Raw genomic sequence first — 19,016 nt, forward strand, 5'->3', positions numbered from 1 at the left:
CTTTTGGGGCCGTCTGGCTTTTGCGGCGCTGCGGACTGTTCTGATCCGCCCTGCGCTGGAGATTCATGACGTGTTTCGTTCATGGCATCTATGTAGCGTGGAGCCGGTTAAAAAGCTCCAGGATTTTTCGCCCGATCAGGCTGGCGGTCAGATCGGCTTCCAGCCCGGTTCCACAATGTCGGCCTCGGCGCGCCAGAGATCGGCATAATCGACATTCTGCCAGTCCTTGAACCACGGGCCGCCGCTTGTGTAATGCACGACTTTCGGCAGGCCGTGTTCCGGCTTTTCGTTCCAGCCTTCAAGCCAGTTATATTCGGTCGGCAGCGCGCCGATTTCATCGTCGGCAGCCCATTGCATGCGATGCAGGAAAGCGCCCGTTTCGCGGTTGATGAGCTCCGGCGTCAGCTGGCGCGTTGAAGGATGCTCGCAGTTGAACAACATGCAGGACGACCAGTTCTTGCGCGGATAGGTGGTCTGCACCTTGCCGTCCATCTTGACGCTGTCTTTCGGCTGATAGTCGTGCTGAACGCAATAAACCGCCTTGGAAGGGTCGTTATAGGCCTGCAATCCGGCAATATCGCCGAGAAACAGGAAGTCGCAATCGCAGAACAGCGCCCAGCCCTTGTAACCCGCAAGCCATGGGGTGAAGAAGCGAGAATAGGTGAATTCCGTGGAGGCCAGCGGATCGATATCACGCGTGTAGACACCCTGATCAACCAGATCCTGCAGCTTGATCGGCACAATCTCAAGCGGAATGGAAGAATGCTTCAGCGCCGAGGCCTTGGCGACTTCATATGCGATCGGTTCGCGGGAATCCCAGCCAATAAAAATGCGTAACGGTTCAGTCATTCAAATACTCCTTTAACGAGATCTGCTGCCAAGACCCGAGAGGATCGGGTTATTCGATGATACTGATGCGTCCGGTAGCCACTTGTCTTTCGACCCAACTGCGTTCGTCGCCCCATGTGTGCCGCTTCCAGCCTTCCCAGGTGAAGCCGCACAGTTTCACGTCCCAGTTTTCTGCAGGGCATTTGCCCAGCATGTGCCAGATGCCGAAAAAGCCGGTGCTTGGAAAAACCTTGCTCAGGTTCTCCTCGTCGACGCCCAGCTCCTTGCAGCCGTCGATGTAGAATTGCGGCGGCATGAGGCGGATTTCCTTGCCCGCGCCGCCCACGACCTCGATGGTCTCGACGGTCCAGTCGGAACGCCGTCCCTTGAGGCGGGAGAGAATGTTCGGCTTGGGGTGGTAAAGGCGCATGATGCTCGGATGATAGGCGAGCATGACTTCCTTCGCGGCCTTGAATGTCGGCGTTTGCACAAAACCCGGATCGCGCAGGCGGCGCTGCATCGGCTTGCTGGAGGTTGCCAGAATCAGAAGGTCGGTGCGCGTGCCGCTCATGCCGATGGACTGTTTGGGCTCGTTGAAACGAACCACAAAATCTGCCGCATCAACCTCGCGCGACAGGTCGCGGGGCAGGGGAGCGTTACCGACTATAATGAGAGTTTTTTTCATTCTTACCGGTTTGCATCGACTTTAGAAGGCACTCGACCTCCCGTCTAACCGGAAAACTTACACTTTAAAAGGGTTAGCTAATTTAGACGAAAAATTATTTGGGCTAAATCGGAGGATTTCGCCAATCACATTGCAGCCATGCAGTAACTGCACTTCTCAATGAAACGGGAAAAGCGGAAGCTCATCACTGGGAGGAAGATAAAAACAAGGGGAATATCACCATGAGCCTTCCAATCAATCTTCGTACCCAATTCAATCGCTGGATGCAGTATTGTGAAAACCTGCGCGAGCTTGAAGGCTGCAGCGACCGCGAACTGAGCGATCTCGGCCTCAGCCGCAACGACATTCGCCGCGTTGCGCGCGAAGCTGCCTACGCAGCCGCCTGATCATGCCGACAGAAGGAGCCGCACGCGTTCGGCGCTATACCGGACGCGCGCTCCAATCGCGATTGATTAAGTCAGCCGTTAAACATCTCCGGGCTTCTTGAAGCGGACGTGAATATCGTCGCCCGCAAGGTCGAAGCCGGCATAGTTGCGCTGGAAGGCGATCAAGGCGTCATTGACACCCTTGGAATAATCGTCGTCCTGCACTTCGATATGATGCCGGTAAAGGATCCTGTCGCCTTTGTAGAATATAACCTGACCGTCCATCATAGCCTCCTTCTTAGTTGATAAGGGTCAAGACGGAACGCCGCCGGATGGCGCGTAGAGTAGGTGTCTATTTGAGATAGGCGCTGCTGCGCGCGCTTCAAGGTTTTTTTGAAGTTCCACCACTAGCAAGTGTGAGCCAGGCCCGCGCTGCATGGGACAGAAACGCGCCTTTGCGCCAGATCAGAGCCATGTTCCAGTTCATGTCCGCATCGGTGATTTTCTGAATGCGGACGCCGGAATGATGGCGTTGCTCGGCGATCATCAGGGGCAGGAAGCCGACGCCCATGCCCGCCGCCACCAGTTCGACGATGAAGTCGATCTGGCTGGAGCGGACCGCGACATTCGGGGCAAAGCCATGCTGCTGGCAGGCATCGAGGATGATATGATTGAGTGCGAAGCCGCTTTCAAAAAGAATGAAGGGCGAGCCTGCGATCTGGTCCAGCGTGACGCCGTCGCCGGAAGCCGCCTCATGGGTCGCCGGGAGCAGGGCCACAACGGGCTCGCAGCGCACATCCTGCCACTCGAAACTGTCTTCGACCGGCAGAAGCGAGGCAGCAAGCTCGACATCGCCTGCCAGCAGAAGCTCTTCCAGACGGCGGCTGCCATGCTCGACCAGCTGAATGTCGATATCCGGATGAAGCTTGGTATAGGCGGCGAAGACCGGCGCAAACAGCACGCTGGAGCCGATGGGCGGCAGTCCGAGACGCAGGAGACCGCGTTTCAGGCCGCGCAATTCGCCAAGCTCTGCCAGCAGATCGTCCTTCTCGGCCAGCATGGCCAAGGCGCGGCGATAAACAATGTCGCCCGCCGCAGTCAGGCGGGGCGGGGCAGCGTCACGGTCGAGAAGGGCAAGGCCCAGCTCTTCCTCCAGCTGCTTCACCGCTTTGCTGACCGTGGACTGGGTCGCGTGAATGGCTCTGGCCGCAGCGGAAAACCCGCCTTGGCGCACCACCTCCACAAATGCCTGAAAGCTCCTCAAGTTCATGAGCTATTCTATATCGGAATAGCAGCAATGAAATCAATTCATTTCTAGAATAAGCCGGGACGGCCTATATTGATCCTCAACAACAGACCGAATTCAAACGGGCAACGGCCCGGGAAGAACCCCATGAACGCCTCCAGAAATGCTCATACTCTTGCTGTCCGCTTTCGTTATGCGCTGCACCATAGCCGCATGATGCAGATTGCGACGCTGGTCGGCTTCTGGCTGGCGGGTGAAGCTTTCGTCCGCGTGGTCGGTCTGCCTCTGCCGGGCGGTATCATCGGCATGGCGCTGGTGCTGGCGCTTTTGTTGAGCGGTCGTGTCAGCCTGTTCAGCATGAAGCGCGGCGCGGAATGGTTTCTGGCCGAGATGCTGCTGTTCTTCGTGCCTGCCGTTCTGGCGATCCTTGAGCATCGCGAACTGATAGGCGTGCTCGGCCTGAAGATCATGGCTGTCATCCTGCTCGGCACACTGACGGTGATGAGCGTCACCGCATTGACGGTAGACCTCTGCTATCGCTGGAGCCTTCGTTATGCTGCCAAGTAACCCCTTCGTGGCAACGCTGTTCTGGTCGGCGGCCACGATCCTGCTTTATCTTGCGGCAAAGCGCGTTTATCGCCGCTTTCCCATGTGGTGGCTGACGCCTCTGGCCGTTACGCCGCTTCTGCTGATGGGGCTGGTTGTCGCGCTCAACGAAAACTATCGCGGCTATTTCGGCGCCACGCATTGGCTGGTGGCTCTGCTGGGCCCTGCAACGGTTGCCTTCGCAATTCCCATCTATCAGCAGCGCGCGACGATCCGCCGGTACTGGCCGGTTCTTCTGGCCGGTGTGCTGGTCGGCAGTTCGTCGGCCATGGCTTCGGCCTGGGGGCTGGCGCATCTGCTCGGTCTCAACGAGGCGATCAGCCTCAGCCTGATGCCGCGTTCGATGAGCACGCCTTTTGCGATGACTGTTTCGGGCGACATTGGCGGCACGCCGGACCTGACCGCCATCTTCGTGGTGCTGACTGGCGTTTTCGGTGCGGCGCTCGGCGAAATGATGCTCAACTGGCTGCCGCTGCGTTCGGCGCTGGCGCGCGGCGCACTGTTCGGCATGGGCGCACATGGCGCTGGCGTGGCGAAGGCCCACCAGATCGGCAGCGAGGAAGGTTCCATCGCCGGTCTCGTCATGGTGCTGGTTGGACTGGTGAATGTGCTGGCTGCGCCGCTGATCGCGCAGTTCCTGTAAGTTTCTGTTACCAAAAGATAAAACAGCTCAGACAAGCGCCCGTTTTGCGGGCGCTTGTGCATTTTTGGCGACTGCCTGTTTCTTGAGCATTGTCGAATTTGCATAACTGACATGCATTATTAACCGTTGTTGAAAAATGAGCCACCGGTTAGAACTTGGTCATCGAGTTCACTCCTCCTCCCAGAACTCGATACCGGAATACGGCACTCCTCCTCCCAGCCGTATTCGAAGATCAGGCCGCGCATCCTCCTCCCGCGCGGCCTTTTTCTTTTTCTGAACCTCCCCAGACAAGCACTGTTCCTGTACCGCCGCTTTGACCGTATGCGTTGACAATCCGTCACCGCATAGCCCCATGGGCAATCCGCGCTGGCTGTACTATCTCTCCTGCAGCTTTATTAGGACGGGAGATCGCAATCATGACCAGTGGCATCCATCATCTCACGCTGATCACACGCAAGGTGCAGGCGAATGTCGATTTCTATGCGGGCTTTCTGGGTCTGCGTATCGTCAAGCGGACGGGCGGCTTCGAGGATGCCGAGCAGTTGCATCTGTTCTATGGCGACCGCTCCGGCACGCCAGGTTCCCTGATCACCTTTCTGGTCTGGGAAGACGGCTCCAAAGGCCGCGTCGGTCACGGGCAGGTCAGCGAAATCGCGCTTTCCATCGACCGGACGGCCATCGGCTTCTGGCTGGAACGCGCCTTGCGTTATCACGTACAGTCGGAGGGACCGGTGCAGGAATTCGGCGAGCCGGTTCTGCGGCTGCGCGATCCCGACGGCGTGATTGTCAAGCTGGTCGGCAGCGATCTGGCAGCCAATGATCCGTGGTCCGGCGAGGGCATTCCGGCTGAATTCGCCATTCGCCGGATACGCTCCGCCACCATCCTGTCGGAACAGCCAGAACAGACGGTTGCTTTTATCGAGCGCTATTTCGGCTTTCACCGTCAGGGGAAGGAAGAAACCATCGACCGGCTTGTGTCGGATTCCGGCGACGCCATCGATGTGCGCGATGCGAGCGGCTTCTGGCCCGGCATTCCGGGGACCGGGATTGCCGATCATGTGGCCTTTCGCGCCCGCACGACCGATGATGTGACAACGCTGGAAAAGGAGCTGTCGAAGCTCAATTCCAGCGAGGTCAACGTGCATGACCGCAAGTATTTCACCTCGCTCTATGTTCGTGAGCCGGGCGGAACTCTGTTCGAATTCGCCACCGACGCCCCCGGATTCACCGTGGACGAGCCGGTGGAAACATTGGGGCAGCTTCTGTTTGTGCCGCCGGGCAATGAGAAGCAGGCTCAAGCGATCCGCGCCCGCATGCCGCAATTCGGCCTGCCGGGTGAGGAGCGGGTGATCTATCGCGACCTGCCCTTCGTCCATCGTGTTCATCAGCCGGAAGACCCGGATGGCAGCACGCTGATCCTGCTGCATGGTTCGGGCGGTAATGAGAATGATCTCATGCCGCTCGCCCGTCTTGCCGCGCCGCGCGCTACGCTTATCGGGGTTCGCGGTCGCAGCACGGAGGAGGGAATTCAGCGCTGGTTCCGCCGTTTCGATCAGAAGCGGTTCGACCAGAAGGACATCCGGTTCGAAGCGGAAGCCTTTGAGGCTTTCGTGGAGGGCGCGATTGCGGCCTACGATATCGACCCGGGCCGACTGGCCTTTATCGGCAATTCCAACGGGGCAAACCTGCTTGCGGCCTTCATGCGGCTTCATCCGCATATCGTGCACAAGGCGATTTTGCTGCGTGCATCGGAAGTGCTGGAGGAACAGCCGGATGCCGATCTGTCCGATGCTGCCGTTCTCCAGTTGAACGGTGCAGCCGATCCGTTCGGCGATGCTTCGGGCACATTGGCAAAGGCGCTGCGTGAAGACGGTGCGGATATCGACGTTCGCGCAATCGAGGGCTGGCATGGTCTGACCGACGACGATATTCGCGTCACCGGCGAATGGCTCAAGCAGAAACTCTAAAGTGCTTGCCGATCAAACAACGAAAAGGGCCGCCGGATTTCTCCGGCGGCCCTTTTTACTTTTTAGTCTAATGGCTTGAGGCCCTTTTCGATGGCTGCGCGCTTGCTTTCCAGGAAAGGCGGCAGCGACAGGCTTTCGCCGAGGCTCTCCAGCGGTTCGTCGACGGCAAAGCCCGGACCGTCGGTTGCAATCTCGAACAGGATGCCATTCGGTTCGCGGAAGTAGAGCGAACGGAAATAGTAGCGCTCGACTTCACCGCTGGAAGGCACCCGTAGCGACCGCAGGCGTTCGACCCATTCCTGCATGCTTTCCTGGTCCGGCGTGCGGAAGGCGACGTGGTGCACCGCACCCGCACCCTGCCATGCAGTTGGCAGGTTTGGCTGCACGGCGACATGCAATTCGGCTGCCGCACCGCCCGGTCCCATCGAGAAGACATGGACATGGCCTTCGCCATCGGGCGAGGCATAGTCGCCGGTCTCGCTCATGTTCATCAGCTTTTCGAGCACGATCTTTGTCGGCGCGAGGTCTGGAACACTGAGCGTGATCGGGCCAAGGCCGCGAATCTGCCTGTCGGCGGGAACGGGGCTTCTGTCCCAGCTATGGGCGTCGCCTGCGCCGCCATCGTCGGTCAGCCGTAGACGCTGGCCTTCAGGATCTTCGAAATCGAGCACGGCGCGGCCAGCCACTTCAAAGATATCGCCGGTTTCAATGCCCTGTTCGTTCAGGCGCTTGCGCCACCAATCAAGACTTTCGACGCCATTCACACGCAGACCCGTGCGGGCCACGCTGTTGGTGCCGCGGCGTTCGCGCTCAACCGGCCAGTCGAAGAAGGTGATGTCGGTTCCCGGCGATGCCAGACCATCGGCATAGAACAGGTGGTAGGCGCTGGTGTCGTCCTGATTGACGGTCTTCTTGACGAGCCGCAGCCCGAGCGTGTCCGTGTAAAAGCGACGGTTGCCCGGTGCGTTGGCGGTGATAGCCGTAAGGTGGTGCAGTCCGGTGAGTTCCAAAGCCATGATTGCCTCCTTTGTTCAGGGAGTTGCGTTTGCTGTTGGTCCCTATATCGGCCGTCAGGGTGGTCCGGAAAAGTGTTAGTTGCTGAACAGTGTGTAACCGATAAGTCGCAGCCGCGGCGCGATCGTTCTGCGGGTGATAAAAGGGGCTTGGCAGAACTCCCCCGGTAAAGAATATGTTAACGTGCAAAATTCGCAGTGTAAAAGAAACTCGGGTTTATTGACGTGGCGCGTCTTGGCTTCCAGAAATCGGTTCTGATTTTTGGTTGAAGCGGTGGCGTAAAGGGAGCTTGGTTTTGCAGAGCATGTTTCGTCGGGCTGTGCCTGCATTGCTTGTTTTGATGACACTGCTCGCAGGCTGCGCCGGCCGCCCTGAAGGCGTGCTTCTGCCTGTCGGCGACGTGACCACGCCCGGAGCGACCAAGGTCGACCTGCTCGTCGCTACCACCCGTCGCCCATCCGACAATCCCGGCATTCTCTTCTCCGGTGAGCGTGACAAGCTGGTCTCGATCAATGATATCGTCGTGTCCATTCCGCCGGAAAAGAACCGCAAGGCGGGTGAGGTGCAATGGCCGAAGAAGCTGCCGCCCAATCCGCAGACCGATTTTACCACCGTCAGCGTGACACCGATCAAGACCGATGTTGAAGTGGCAGGCTGGGTTCGCCCCCATCTCACCAAGAGCCGCCGCGTGATGGTGTTCGTGCACGGCTTCAACAATACATTTGAAGATTCCGTCTATCGCTTTGCGCAGATCGTGCACGATTCCGGGGCCGATGTTGCGCCGGTGATCTTCACCTGGCCATCGCGCGCCAGCGTGTTCGACTATAATTACGACAAGGAAAGCACCAACTATTCCCGCGATGCGCTGGAGCAGGTGCTGCGCGCCATTGCCCGCGAGCCGGAGGTGAAGGACATCACCGTCATGGCCCATTCCATGGGCAGCTGGCTGACGGTTGAAGCGCTGCGCCAGATGGCGATCCGCGACGGACGGGTGAATGCCAAGGTCACAGACGTCATTCTGGCCTCGCCCGATCTGGACGTCGATGTGTTTGCCAAGCAATTTCTGGCGATGGGCAAGGATCATCCGCGCTTCACGCTGTTCACATCGCGCGACGACCGCGCACTTGCGCTGTCGCGGCGCATTTCGGGCAATATCGACCGTCTGGGCCAGATCGATCCGTCCATCGAACCTTATCGTTCGGGGCTTGAGCAGGCGGGCATTACCGTCATCGATCTCACCAAGCTCAAATCGGGCGACAGGCTCAATCACGGCAAATTTGCCTCCAGTCCGGAGGTCGTGCAGCTGATCGGTCAGCGCCTCGTTGCGGGCCAGACCATCACGGATTCGCAGATCGGTATCGGCGACCGTCTGGGTGCGGTGGCAATTGGCACGGCGCAGGGTGTCGGTACGGCGGCCTCTCTCGTGGTCACGGCGCCGATTGCCGTGTTCGATCCGAACACGCGCAAGACCTATGACGAGCAGATCGACCGTTTCGGCCGCGCTGTTGGCAATACGGTGGGTGCGGCAGTCACACCGCAATGATCTGATACAGCCTGTTGTCATATTAGGCCTGACACGGTAGGAGTCCTCGCCATTCATTTGGCCGCGAGGAGGAACGGGCATGCAGATTATCCGCACCATCGAGGAGTTGCGGCAGGTCTTGGCGCCTGCGCGTCGTGCGGGCAAGCGCATCGGCTTCGTGCCGACCATGGGCTATCTTCACAAAGGCCATCTGGAACTTGTTCACCGGTCACGCGCCGACAATGACGTGACTGTCGTGTCGATCTTCGTCAATCCGCTGCAATTTGGCGCGAATGAAGATCTCGACAAATATCCGCGTGATCTGGAGCGCGATGCCACTCTGTTGCGCGGGGCAGAGGTCGATTACCTCTTCGCGCCAGCCGTCAGCGATATGTATCCCCGCCCGATGCAGACCGTGGTGGATGTGCCGACCCTTGGCAACCAGATGGAAGGCGAGGCGCGTCCCGGCCACTTCGCCGGTGTCGCAACGGTAGTCAGCAAGTTCTTCAACATCGTTGGTCCAGACGCCGCCTATTTCGGCGAAAAGGATTTTCAGCAACTCGTCATCATCCGCCGTATGGTGGACGACATGGCCATTCCGGTACGCGTGGTTGGCGTCAAGACCGTGCGGGAGGATGACGGGCTCGCCTGTTCGTCCCGCAATGTCTATCTGTCGCCTGAGCAGCGCGCCGCCGCCATCATCGTGCCGAAAGCGCTCGATGAAGCCGAGCGGCTTTATCGGTCCGGTGTGGACGATCCCGATGCACTGGAAACGGCAATTCGTGCGTTTATCGCCACGGAACCGCTGGCGACGCCGGAAGTTGTGGCGCTGCGTGACCCTGAGACGCTGGAACGCCTGACGGCGGTGCAGGGGCGGCCCGTGCTGATTGCGTTGTTCGTGCGGCTTGGTACAACGCGGCTTCTCGATAATCGCGTCATTGCGCATGTGGCGCAGGAACAGGCGGCCTGAGATGAGCGCACCCGTCAAACAGAAGCGACTGACACCCAAGGCCATTTCGGCTCTTAAGGGCGAGCGCCCGATTGTCAGCCTCACTGCCTATACGACGCCGATTGCGCGGCTGCTCGATCCCCATTGCGACCTGCTGCTGGTGGGGGATTCGCTCGGCATGGTGCTTTACGGCATGGATTCCACCCTTGCCGTCACGCTCGACATGATGATCGCCCATGGCCAAGCGGTGATGCGTGGGGCCGAAACGGCTTGTGTCATCGTCGATATGCCGTTCGGTTCCTATCAGGAATCGAAGGAACAGGCGTTTCGCAATGCCGCCCGCGTGATGCAGGAAACCGGCTGCGACGGGGTCAAGCTTGAAGGCGGCGAGGAAATGGCCGAAACGGTCGATTTTCTGGTCCGGCGAGGCATTCCGGTGTTCGGTCATGTCGGCCTGATGCCGCAACAGGTCAATACGGTTGGCGGCTTCCGTTCGCTCGGACGCGATGACGATGAGGCCGACCGTATTCGTCGCGATGCGCAGGCTATCGCCGATGCCGGTGTGTTTGCGCTGGTCATTGAGGGCACAGTAGAGCCGCTGGCGCGCGAGATCACCGCATCGCTTTCCGTCCCGACGGTTGGCATCGGGGCATCGGCGGCGTGCGACGGGCAGATATTGGTCTCGGACGATATGCTGGGGCTGTTTCAGGATTTCACACCGCGCTTCGTGAAGCGCTTTGCGCAACTGGCGCCGCAAGTGTCCGATGCGGCGAAAGCCTATGCCGAGGAGGTGCGGGCGCGCACATTCCCGGGACCGGAGCATGTTTTTGGCGCGAAACCCAAGGCCTGATTAGCAAAACCTGTGCCGTATGGCGGTAGCGCCTTGTAATTATTCGTCAATCGCGTTCAATGTCGGAAGTGTTTTCCGGAGTTGCTGTGACCGACGATATTGCCCATACCGAACTGATTGCCGTGCTGGCCGCCGTGACCAGCGAACAGCCGCGCGTCATGACTGTGCGACAGGGGCAGGCCCTGCCATCTGGCCCGTTCGAAAGCGAGCACCGTTCGTTGCAATCCGGTCTGCGCGCCTGGGTGCAGTCGGAAACCGCGCATCCGGTCGGCTATCTGGAGCAGCTCTACACTTTTGCCGACCGTGACCGTCACGCCCAGGGCGAACGCATCATTTCGATCAGCTATCTCGGCCTCGTGCGCGAAAGCGATGCGGCGGCAGGGCAGGCGGGCTGGCGCGGATGGTATGATTATCTGCCGTGGGAAGATCACCGTCAGGGCGAGCCGGCCATCATGGAGCATCTCAACAATGCGCTCCTTGTCTGGGCCTATCGGGCCGAAACGCCGGAATTGACGGCGCAGCGCATGCGGCGCATCTCTTTCACTTTCGGCTTTGACAATGGAGAGTGGGGCGGGCGCTGGAACGAAGACCTCGTGCTGCAACGCTATGAGCTCCTGTTCGAGGCTGGTCTGGTGGCGGAAGCCGGAATGAAGGAAGACGAGAACGGCCGTTCCATGTTTGCCGATCATCGCCGCATCCTCGCCACGGCGATTGCGCGGCTGCGCGCCAAGATCAAATATCGCCCGGTGGTGTTCGAATTGATGCCGGACAGTTTTACGCTTTTGCAACTCCAACGGACTGTCGAAGCGCTGGCGGGTCTGCGCCTGCACAAACAGAATTTCCGCCGCCTGATCGAGCAGCAGGATCTCGTCGAAGAAACCGGCGAAAGCGACAGTGAAACAGGTGGTCGCCCGGCAAAACTGTTCCGTTTCCGCTACTCGATTGTCGAGGAACGCGCCCTTTCCGAGCGCCATCTGGCCGGAGCCAAGCTGCCAATCTCCCGCGATTGACAATATACTCGAATCGAGTATAAGTTCATAAACATGAAATACTCAAGTTGAGTATAAATGGGCATGCCAGCGTATTTCCAGCAAAAGCGCAAAACGCTTTCGTGTGAGGCTGATGCGTAACGCATGTCGATGAGCTGGGAGGCTCGCACATGAACGATCATGTTTCCGTTTCGCAACTCTATGACCGCGTGGCCAAGGTGCTGCCCAAGGCGGAGTGGCTGGGCTTCGAAGACGATGTCGCGGCCATTCTCGAGCTGAAGAAAAAGCGCAATGCCGTCATCCTTGCGCATAATTACCAGACGCCGGAAATCTTCCACTGCGTGGCCGATATTGTCGGCGACAGTCTGGCGCTGGCGCGCAAGGCTGCGGAGGTCGATGCCGATGTGATTGTGCTGGCGGGCGTGCATTTCATGGCCGAGACGGCCAAGCTGCTCAATCCCAGCAAGACGGTGCTGATCCCCGATATGGCGGCGGGCTGTTCGCTGGCCGACAGCATCACGCCGGAAGATGTGGCGCTGCTGCGCGAGGCGCATCCCGGCGTGCCGATCATCACCTATGTCAACACATCTGCTGCCGTGAAGGCGGCATCCGATATTTGCTGCACATCCGGCAATGCCAAAAAAGTGGTGGAATCGCTTGGCGTACCGCGCGTGCTGATGATCCCCGACGAGTTTCTGGCGCAGAATGTGGCCCGCGAAACCGATGTCGAAATTCTCGCCTGGCATGGCCATTGCGAGGTGCATGAGCGGTTCACTCCAGACGATATCCGCGAATTGCGCGAAAGCCACCCCGGCGTGGTGGTTCTGGCGCATCCCGAATGCCCGCCGGAAGTGGTGGCAGTTGCCGATTTCGCCGGTTCCACGGCGGTCATGTCGGACTATGTTGGTGAGAAGAAGCCGCAGCGTGTCGTGCTTTTGACCGAATGCTCCATGAGCGACAATGTTGCCGTCGATCACCCAGACGTTGAGTTCATCCGCCCGTGCAATCTCTGCCCGCATATGAAGCGGATCACGCTTGCCAATATTCGCGATGCGCTGGAAAACAATCGCCATGAAGTGACTGTCGATGCAGCACTGATGGAGCCTGCCCGACGCGCCGTCGAGCGGATGCTGGCGGTATGAATACGACCCGGACTGCCCCGGTCCTCGTCATTGGCAGCGGTCTTGCCGGTCTGATGACGGCGCTGACGCTGTCTCCGCAGCCGGTGCTGCTGGTGACGGCGGGAAGCCTCGGCCTGTCCGGTTCCAGCACGCTGGCGCAAGGCGGCATTGCTGCAAGCGTTGGCGCGGATGACAGCGCGGCACTGCATCTGGCTGATACGATTGCGGCTGGCGACGGCCTGTGTGACCGGAGCGTGGCTGCCGAAATCATAGAAGCAGGCGCGGAAGTCGTTGCCGCGCTGGAAGCGCATGGCGTGCACTTCGATCGCAAGGCGGACGGTTCGTTTTCGCTCGGTCTGGAAGCTGCTCATAGCCGCCATCGCATTGTGCATGTGGATGGCGACGCGACCGGGGCGGGCATCATGCGTGCTCTGACCGCCAAGGTTCTGGCGACGCCTTCAATCACCGTCATGGAAAACACCCGCGCTCTCCGGCTCATCCGGCAGGATGGTCGTGTGGTCGGCGCTTGTCTTGAAAATGTCGGCCCGGTTGCAGCGCGCGCCGTGGTTCTGGCGACGGGGGGGGTCGGCGGACTTTATAACGCCACAACCACGCCGCTCGGCAATCTCGGGCAAGGTGCCGCTTTGGCAGGCCGCGCAGGCGCGGTGCTTGCCGATATGGAATTCGTGCAGTTTCACCCGACTGCGCTTGCTGTTTCCGCGCCACGCCTGCCGCTGATCAGCGAGGCTGTGCGCGGAGATGGTGCTCAACTTGTCAATGATCGCGGTGAGCGCTTCATGGTGGATATTCCGGGCCGCGAACTTGCGCCCCGCGATGTGGTGGCCCGTGCCATTGGCAGGGAGATCGCGCAAGGGCGCAAGGTCTATCTCGATGCGTGCACGGCTCTGGGCGCGCGTTTTGCAACCCGGTTTCCGGGTATTGATGCGCTTTGCAAACAGCATGGCATCGATCCGTCCCGCGATCTGATCCCGGTCAGACCGGCCACGCATTACCATATGGGCGGCATCAGGACCGACGCCGATGGGCGCAGCAGCCTGCCGGGTCTCTGGGCCGTGGGCGAAGCGGCCTGCACCGGCCTGCATGGCGCCAACCGGCTTGCCAGCAATTCGCTGCTTGAAGCCGCCGCCATGGGCCTGCGCGCCGCCCGCGCGCTTGGCTGTGAAGAGGCGGTCGCCGTGCGGCACCCTGTGCCGGTCAGCCTGCCGCAGGGGGCCGATCTCGAACCGGTGCGGCGCGTCGTTTCCAACCACCTTGGCCTGCTGCGTGATGAAGAAGGTTTGCGCTCTGCAATCACCACCCTTCTCCCCCTCGCGGAGACCGACGATGCCGCAGCCGTGGCGCTGGTCGCTGCGGTTGCGGCATTTGAACGGCGCGAGTCGCGTGGAAGCCATGCCCGCACCGACCACCCGCAGAAACATGCGGAGGCCAAGCGCCGCTTCCACACCTTCGAGACGGCATTCGCGCTAGCCCGCGACATCGCTGCCCCCGAAACCTCACTTCAACGAATTCCAAGGACTGCATGATGAACCTGCCGCGCTTGTCTCCGCTTGTCGTCGAACCGCTGGTGCGCGCCGCACTTCTGGAAGATCTGGGGCTTGCTGGCGATATTACCAGCAATGCCGTGGTGCCGGAGGATCACTGCTCGGCAATGCTGTTCAGCCTGCGCCAGCCGGGCGTCATCGCCGGGCTGGACGTGGCTGAAATGGCGTTTCGTCTGGTCGATCCGGATGTCACATTCGAACGTCTGGCGCGGGACGGTCAGTCACTTGAAAAGGGTGCTGATGTCGCCCGCGTTTCCGGCTCCTCCCGCTCCATTCTGGCGGGGGAGCGGACGGCGCTCAATTTCCTCGGTCATCTCTCCGGCATTGCCTCTGCGACTGCCAATCTAGTCAAGGCTGTTCAGGGCACCAGGGCTTCCATTGTCTGCACGCGCAAGACGACGCCAGGGCTGCGTGCCTTGCAGAAATATGCTGTGAGGGCAGGCGGCGGCATGAACCACCGTTTCGCGCTCTATGACGCGGTGCTGATCAAGGACAATCACATCGCAGTCGCTGGCGGCGTGCGTGAAGCCATCGACCGCGCCAAGGCCGGTGCCGGTCACATGGTCAAGATCGAGGTCGAAGTCGATACGCTGCAACAACTCGATGAAGCCATGGCGACGGGCGTGGATGCGGTGCTGCTCGACAATATGTCGCCTGCGCAATTGCGCGAGGCGGTATCGGTGATCGGCGGGCGCGCCATTTCGGAAGCCTCCGGTGGCATCACGCCGGAAACGGTGGCGGCGGTCGCTGCCAGCGGCGTTGATCTGATCTCGGTTGGCTGGACCACGCACAGCGCGCCGAACCTCGATATCGGGCTCGATTTCGAAGAGCTGAAATGAAAAAGGGAGGCGATTGCCTCCCTTTTCTATTTGCAGACCTGCAAAACTTATTTTTCGACGAAAGCCTTTTCGATCACGAAATGACCGGCTTCGCTCTGGCTGCCTTCCTTGAAGCCGCGCTCTTCCAGAAGCTGCTTGGTTTCAGCCAGCATTTCCGGGCTGCCGCACAGCATCACACGATCGTCTTCCAGATTGAGTTCCGGCATGTCGATATCGGTGAAAATCTGGCCGGAGCGAATGAGATCGGTCAGGCGTCCGCGGTTCTTGTAAGGCTCGCGGGTGACGGTCGGGTAATAGATGAGCTGCTTTGCCGCCATCTCGCCGAGGAATTCGTCCTGCGGCAATTCGTTGGAAATGAAATCCGTATAGGCAAGTTCCGCTACCTGACGCACGCCATGAACGAGAATGATCTTCTCATAGCGCTCATAGGCTTCCAGATCGCGAATGATCGACAGGAACGGCGCAAGGCCGGTGCCGGTCGAGAGCAGCCACAGATTCTTGCCGGGCTTCAGATTGTCATAGAGCAGCGTGCCGACCGGCTTCTTGGACAGGATGATCTGGTCGCCAACTTTCAGATGCTGGAGTTTGGAGGTCAGCGGACCGTTCGGCACCTTGATCGAGAAGAATTCCAGCCCGTCCTCATAGAGGCTCGAGGCAATGGAATAGGCGCGGGTGAGCGGCTTGCCGTTCACTTCGAGGCCCATCATGATGAACTGGCCGCTCTGGAAGCGGAAGCCCGGATCACGCGTTGTACGGAAGGAAAACAGCGTGTCGGTCCAGTGATGGATGTCGGTGACGGTTTCCTGATTAAAGTTGCTGCTCATCTTCGGAACTGTCTCTGTTGTTCTCCGGCACCACGCTTGGGAGGACGGCGCCTTATGGATTGGGTCGGTTGGTTTGGTCTTTATCGGTCATTGCTGCGGCCCGCCCGCATAGATGCAACTCCGTGGAGTTTGCATCCTGTGCAGGCAGGCCGCTTTGATCGCAATCAATATAAGCGCGTCAGGCTGCCTTCAGGGTGGCTTCCGCGAATTCGTAGTTGGCCAGCTTGTCGAGGAAGTTCGTTACATAGTCAGGCCGACGATTACGGAAATCGAGATAATAGCTATGCTCCCAGACATCAAGCCCTAATAGCGCCTTGCCTTCGCCGGTTGCCAGCGGATTGGAGCCATTTGGCGTCTTGGTGACCTTCAACTTGCCGTCATTGGCCAGAACCAGCCACGCCCAGCCCGAGCCGAACTGGCCGACAGCCGCCGTCTTGAAGGCTTCCTTGAACTGGTCGACGCTGCCGAAATCCTCGACGATCTTCTTTTCCAGCGCGCCCGGAAGGCGTCCGCCGTTTGCCGACAGGTTCTGCCAGAACAGATCGTGGTTCCAATGCTGGCCAGCGTTGTTGAAGACCGGAGCGAGATCGGCCTTGTCCTTGGCAAAGAGCACGATTTCCTCAAGCGACTTGCCCTTGAGCGCGTCGTTCTTCTCGACGAAGCCGTTCAGCGCCGTTACGTAGGCCTGATGGTGTTTGCCATGGTGCAGCTCAAGCGTTTCGGTGCCCATGCCGACGCCTTCAAGAGCGTTGGTCGCATAGGGAAGCGGAGGCAAGGTGAAGCTCATTTTAGACTCCTTGATATACAACTATCTTGATAATTCAGATTGGATCGCTTAATTTAACAAGATAATGCTTCTTTAAATCGAAAACAGGCAATATGTCAAGGAATGACTTTCTAAATACAGACGTTTCGGGAGCACGTTCGCCCGCAGAACGCGTCATGCTGGCGCTCAAGATGCGCGGTGCGCAGACGGCTGCCGCAATCGGCGACCATCTCGGCACGACCGGCGAGGCGGTGCGCCAGCAGCTGGTGCGGCTGGCCGAGGAAGGTCTCGTTGCGCCGCATTCCGTTTCGCAGGGCGTTGGCCGTCCGTCGCAGTTCTGGGATCTGACGGAAACCGGCAATAAGCGCTTTCCCGATACCCATGCCGATCTCACCGTGCAGCTTCTGCATTCCGTGCGCACCATCCTTGGTGAAGATGCGCTGGAAACGCTGGTTGCGCACCGCGAAACCGAAACCCGCCGCCAGTATCATGCGCGCCTGAAAGACATGGCTTTCGACGAGCGCGTCAAGGCGCTTGCAGATATCCGCTCGACCGAAGGCTATATGGCCGATGCCGAGCGGCAGGCGGACGGTTCGTGGCTTTTTGTCGAGAACCATTGTCCCATCTGTGCCGCCGCTGATGCCTGTCAGGGTTTTTGCCGGGCCGAGCTTCAGGTTTTTGAAGCGGTTCTCGGCCCGGATGTGTCTGTTGCCCGTACCGAGCATATTCTGGCCGGGGCGCGGCGCTGCGCCTATGTTTTTACCCCAGCCAGTCCTTCCTGATCAGCACGATGCCGCTTGCGGCTGTCTTGCGCTGCGCACCAATGCCAGCGCGGACAGGAACGCCAGCGTCGACATGACGGCAAAGCCGGAGAACAGCCACATAGCGGCGTTTGCGGTGCCTGCAAAACCGCCCGGATTGCTGAGGCCTGCCATATTGGCGATCATGCCTGCCAGCGACGCGCCGAGCGCAGTGGTGAAAAGCTGTACGGTGGTGACGGAGGCCGACGCCAGATTCTGATCGTCCGCATCAGCGCGCTTGAAGATGCGCGTCAGTAGATGCGGCCAGGTCATGCCCACGCCAAAGCCGATGACCGCCAGCGCCAGACAGATCGGCAGCAGGCTCACCCAGTGACCGTCACTACCGACGGGGACGAGGGCCGCAAGCGTAATCATGCCTGCTATACCCATCAGCGGCGCGGCGATGATCACCCGGTCGACACGACCGGAGGAAACACCCGAAGAACCGATGGAGCCGAGTGTCCAGCTTCCGCCCATGATGGCGGCCAGATAACCGGCGACCAAAGGCGACTGGTTGTGCAGCACCTGAAAGAACAGCGGCACGAACACTTCCGCGCTGGTTACCGAAGCGCTGAGAAAAGCAAGCGTCAGATAGAGCGCCCCGAGGCGGTGAAGGCTGAACGATCCCTTGGGAAGAATACGCCGCGACGAATTGCGCTCGATGATGAAGAGCAGGACCAACAGCACAACAGCCAGCGCGACACCTGCCGCATTCATGACGGCATTGACCGAAATGCTGGCGGCCGAAACGGCAAGCACTGCCGCCGTCAGCAAAATGAGCTGCGGCCAGGCCAGCGGTGCGCGGCTGCCAGCGTCGCCGGAGGCGCGCGGCAGTACAACCATGGCCATGATGGCGAAGATGCCGATCACCGGCGCCAATGACCAGAAGGCGGCGCGCCAGATGCCAAGCTCGGCGAAGATGCCGCCGATGGCGGGACCGACGAGAGTTGCAACGCCCCACATGCCGGAGACGAGACCGATGGCGCGGGGCCACAGATTTTCAGGGAAGACGATGCGGATCATCGCATAGGAAAGGGCCAGCATCATGCCGCCGCCAAGGCCCTGCACCGAGCGCCCGGCCAGCATGACCGGCATGGATGGCGCGAGACCGCAGGCTAGCGTACCGGCTGCAAAAATAATTGCCGCCATCAGATAGGCGCTGCGCGGACCCGCTTGCGATAACAGGCGCGGAACGAGCGCCGAACCGAGAATAGATGCCGTCACGAATAGCGCGGTGTTCCAGGCATAATAATCCATGCCGCCAATATCGGCGACGACTGTTGGGAGGATGGTTGTCGCGATGAATACGTTGATGGCGTGCAATGCGACGCCGCCGACAAGGGTGAGCGACCGGATGGCATTCTTACCGGCAAACAGGTCTCCCCAACCGGCGGGCTGGCCGCTAGCGGATGTTTGGTCCTGCATGATTTTTTCCTTACA

20 protein-coding genes are annotated in these 19,016 nt (G+C 59.8%); 12 read left to right on the forward strand and 8 right to left on the reverse strand.

Going from position 1 to position 19,016, the window contains the following annotated elements; genetic code table 11:
- Nucleotides 1–147: 147 nt before the first annotated feature.
- Nucleotides 148–849 carry a glycosyltransferase gene (locus tag FHW03_RS03220; protein WP_182519320.1) on the reverse strand — a complete coding sequence of 234 codons (702 nt, stop codon included), beginning with the start codon at nt 847–849 and terminating at the stop codon, nt 148–150.
- Nucleotides 850–898: 49 nt separating this feature from the next.
- The gene (locus tag FHW03_RS03225; protein WP_182519321.1) at nt 899–1,513 is read right to left on the reverse strand and encodes a hypothetical protein; all 615 of its coding nucleotides are present in this window, start codon (nt 1,511–1,513) and stop codon (nt 899–901) included.
- A 221-nt stretch (nt 1,514–1,734) separates the two neighbouring features.
- Here FHW03_RS03225 and FHW03_RS03230 point away from each other — a divergent pair, with 221 nt between their 5' ends.
- On the forward strand, nt 1,735–1,899 hold the full coding sequence (locus tag FHW03_RS03230) for a DUF1127 domain-containing protein (protein ID WP_210277130.1): 165 nt from the start codon (nt 1,735–1,737) through the stop codon (nt 1,897–1,899).
- Nucleotides 1,900–1,977: 78 nt separating this feature from the next.
- Here the strand turns inward: FHW03_RS03230 and FHW03_RS03235 are convergent, their stop codons facing one another.
- Both FHW03_RS03235 and FHW03_RS03240 read right to left on the reverse strand, forming a co-directional pair.
- Nucleotides 1,978–2,163: a hypothetical protein gene (locus FHW03_RS03235; protein WP_078337933.1), complete on the reverse strand. Its 186-nt coding sequence runs from the start codon at nt 2,161–2,163 to the stop codon at nt 1,978–1,980.
- A gap of 97 nt (nt 2,164–2,260) precedes the next feature.
- Nucleotides 2,261–3,148, reverse strand: coding sequence for a LysR family transcriptional regulator (locus tag FHW03_RS03240; protein WP_182519322.1), 888 nt, complete (start codon nt 3,146–3,148; stop codon nt 2,261–2,263).
- A gap of 123 nt (nt 3,149–3,271) precedes the next feature.
- Here FHW03_RS03240 and FHW03_RS03245 point away from each other — a divergent pair, with 123 nt between their 5' ends.
- The 3 genes from FHW03_RS03245 (at nt 3,272) to FHW03_RS03255 (ending at nt 6,340) form a co-directional block, all read left to right on the forward strand.
- Nucleotides 3,272–3,691, forward strand: a complete 420-nt coding sequence (locus FHW03_RS03245; protein ID WP_182519323.1) for a CidA/LrgA family protein — start codon at nt 3,272–3,274, stop codon at nt 3,689–3,691.
- Complete coding sequence (locus FHW03_RS03250) at nt 3,678–4,373, forward strand: LrgB family protein (protein WP_182519324.1); 696 nt, start codon at nt 3,678–3,680, stop codon at nt 4,371–4,373. The genes FHW03_RS03245 and FHW03_RS03250 overlap by 14 nt, the downstream gene beginning before the upstream one ends.
- A gap of 416 nt (nt 4,374–4,789) precedes the next feature.
- Nucleotides 4,790–6,340, forward strand: a complete 1,551-nt coding sequence (locus FHW03_RS03255; protein ID WP_182519325.1) for a VOC family protein — start codon at nt 4,790–4,792, stop codon at nt 6,338–6,340.
- A 62-nt stretch (nt 6,341–6,402) separates the two neighbouring features.
- Here the strand turns inward: FHW03_RS03255 and FHW03_RS03260 are convergent, their stop codons facing one another.
- The gene (locus FHW03_RS03260) at nt 6,403–7,356 is read right to left on the reverse strand and encodes a ring-cleaving dioxygenase (protein ID WP_113533695.1); all 954 of its coding nucleotides are present in this window, start codon (nt 7,354–7,356) and stop codon (nt 6,403–6,405) included.
- A gap of 302 nt (nt 7,357–7,658) precedes the next feature.
- Between FHW03_RS03260 and FHW03_RS03265 the strand changes: the two genes are divergently transcribed.
- The 7 genes from FHW03_RS03265 (at nt 7,659) to nadC (ending at nt 15,186) form a co-directional block, all read left to right on the forward strand.
- Nucleotides 7,659–8,897, forward strand: coding sequence for an alpha/beta hydrolase (locus FHW03_RS03265; RefSeq protein ID WP_182519428.1), 1,239 nt, complete (start codon nt 7,659–7,661; stop codon nt 8,895–8,897).
- Between the two features lie 79 nt (nt 8,898–8,976).
- On the forward strand, nt 8,977–9,846 hold the full coding sequence (panC, locus tag FHW03_RS03270) for a pantoate--beta-alanine ligase (protein WP_182519326.1): 870 nt from the start codon (nt 8,977–8,979) through the stop codon (nt 9,844–9,846).
- 1 nt (nt 9,847) lies between these two features.
- Complete coding sequence (panB, locus tag FHW03_RS03275) at nt 9,848–10,675, forward strand: 3-methyl-2-oxobutanoate hydroxymethyltransferase (protein ID WP_151588746.1); 828 nt, start codon at nt 9,848–9,850, stop codon at nt 10,673–10,675.
- 59 nt (nt 10,676–10,734) lie between these two features.
- Nucleotides 10,735–11,685 carry a hypothetical protein gene (locus FHW03_RS03280; protein WP_078337943.1) on the forward strand — a complete coding sequence of 317 codons (951 nt, stop codon included), beginning with the start codon at nt 10,735–10,737 and terminating at the stop codon, nt 11,683–11,685.
- Between the two features lie 149 nt (nt 11,686–11,834).
- The gene (gene nadA, locus FHW03_RS03285) at nt 11,835–12,806 is read left to right on the forward strand and encodes a quinolinate synthase NadA (RefSeq protein WP_182519327.1); all 972 of its coding nucleotides are present in this window, start codon (nt 11,835–11,837) and stop codon (nt 12,804–12,806) included.
- Entirely contained in the window at nt 12,803–14,329 is a 1,527-nt protein-coding gene (locus FHW03_RS03290) for an L-aspartate oxidase (protein ID WP_182519328.1), read from the forward strand. The genes nadA and FHW03_RS03290 overlap by 4 nt, the downstream gene beginning before the upstream one ends.
- Nucleotides 14,329–15,186, forward strand: coding sequence for a carboxylating nicotinate-nucleotide diphosphorylase (nadC, locus tag FHW03_RS03295; protein ID WP_182519429.1), 858 nt, complete (start codon nt 14,329–14,331; stop codon nt 15,184–15,186). The genes FHW03_RS03290 and nadC overlap by 1 nt, the downstream gene beginning before the upstream one ends.
- 47 nt (nt 15,187–15,233) lie before the next feature.
- Here the strand turns inward: nadC and FHW03_RS03300 are convergent, their stop codons facing one another.
- Nucleotides 15,234–16,010: a ferredoxin--NADP reductase gene (locus FHW03_RS03300; RefSeq protein WP_078337945.1), complete on the reverse strand. Its 777-nt coding sequence runs from the start codon at nt 16,008–16,010 to the stop codon at nt 15,234–15,236.
- 178 nt (nt 16,011–16,188) lie between these two features.
- A complete protein-coding gene (locus FHW03_RS03305; RefSeq protein ID WP_182519329.1) occupies nt 16,189–16,797 on the reverse strand; it encodes a superoxide dismutase in 609 nt (202 codons plus the stop codon).
- A gap of 155 nt (nt 16,798–16,952) precedes the next feature.
- Between FHW03_RS03305 and FHW03_RS03310 the strand changes: the two genes are divergently transcribed.
- Entirely contained in the window at nt 16,953–17,558 is a 606-nt protein-coding gene (locus tag FHW03_RS03310) for a metalloregulator ArsR/SmtB family transcription factor (protein WP_182519430.1), read from the forward strand.
- Here the strand turns inward: FHW03_RS03310 and FHW03_RS03315 are convergent, their stop codons facing one another.
- Nucleotides 17,559–19,001, reverse strand: a complete 1,443-nt coding sequence (locus FHW03_RS03315; RefSeq protein ID WP_182519330.1) for an MFS transporter — start codon at nt 18,999–19,001, stop codon at nt 17,559–17,561.
- Nucleotides 19,002–19,016: the final 15 nt, after the last annotated feature.

The organism is Ochrobactrum sp. RH2CCR150 (assembly GCA_014138095.1).
Classification (GTDB): Bacteria; Pseudomonadota; Alphaproteobacteria; order Rhizobiales; family Rhizobiaceae; genus Brucella; species Brucella gambitense.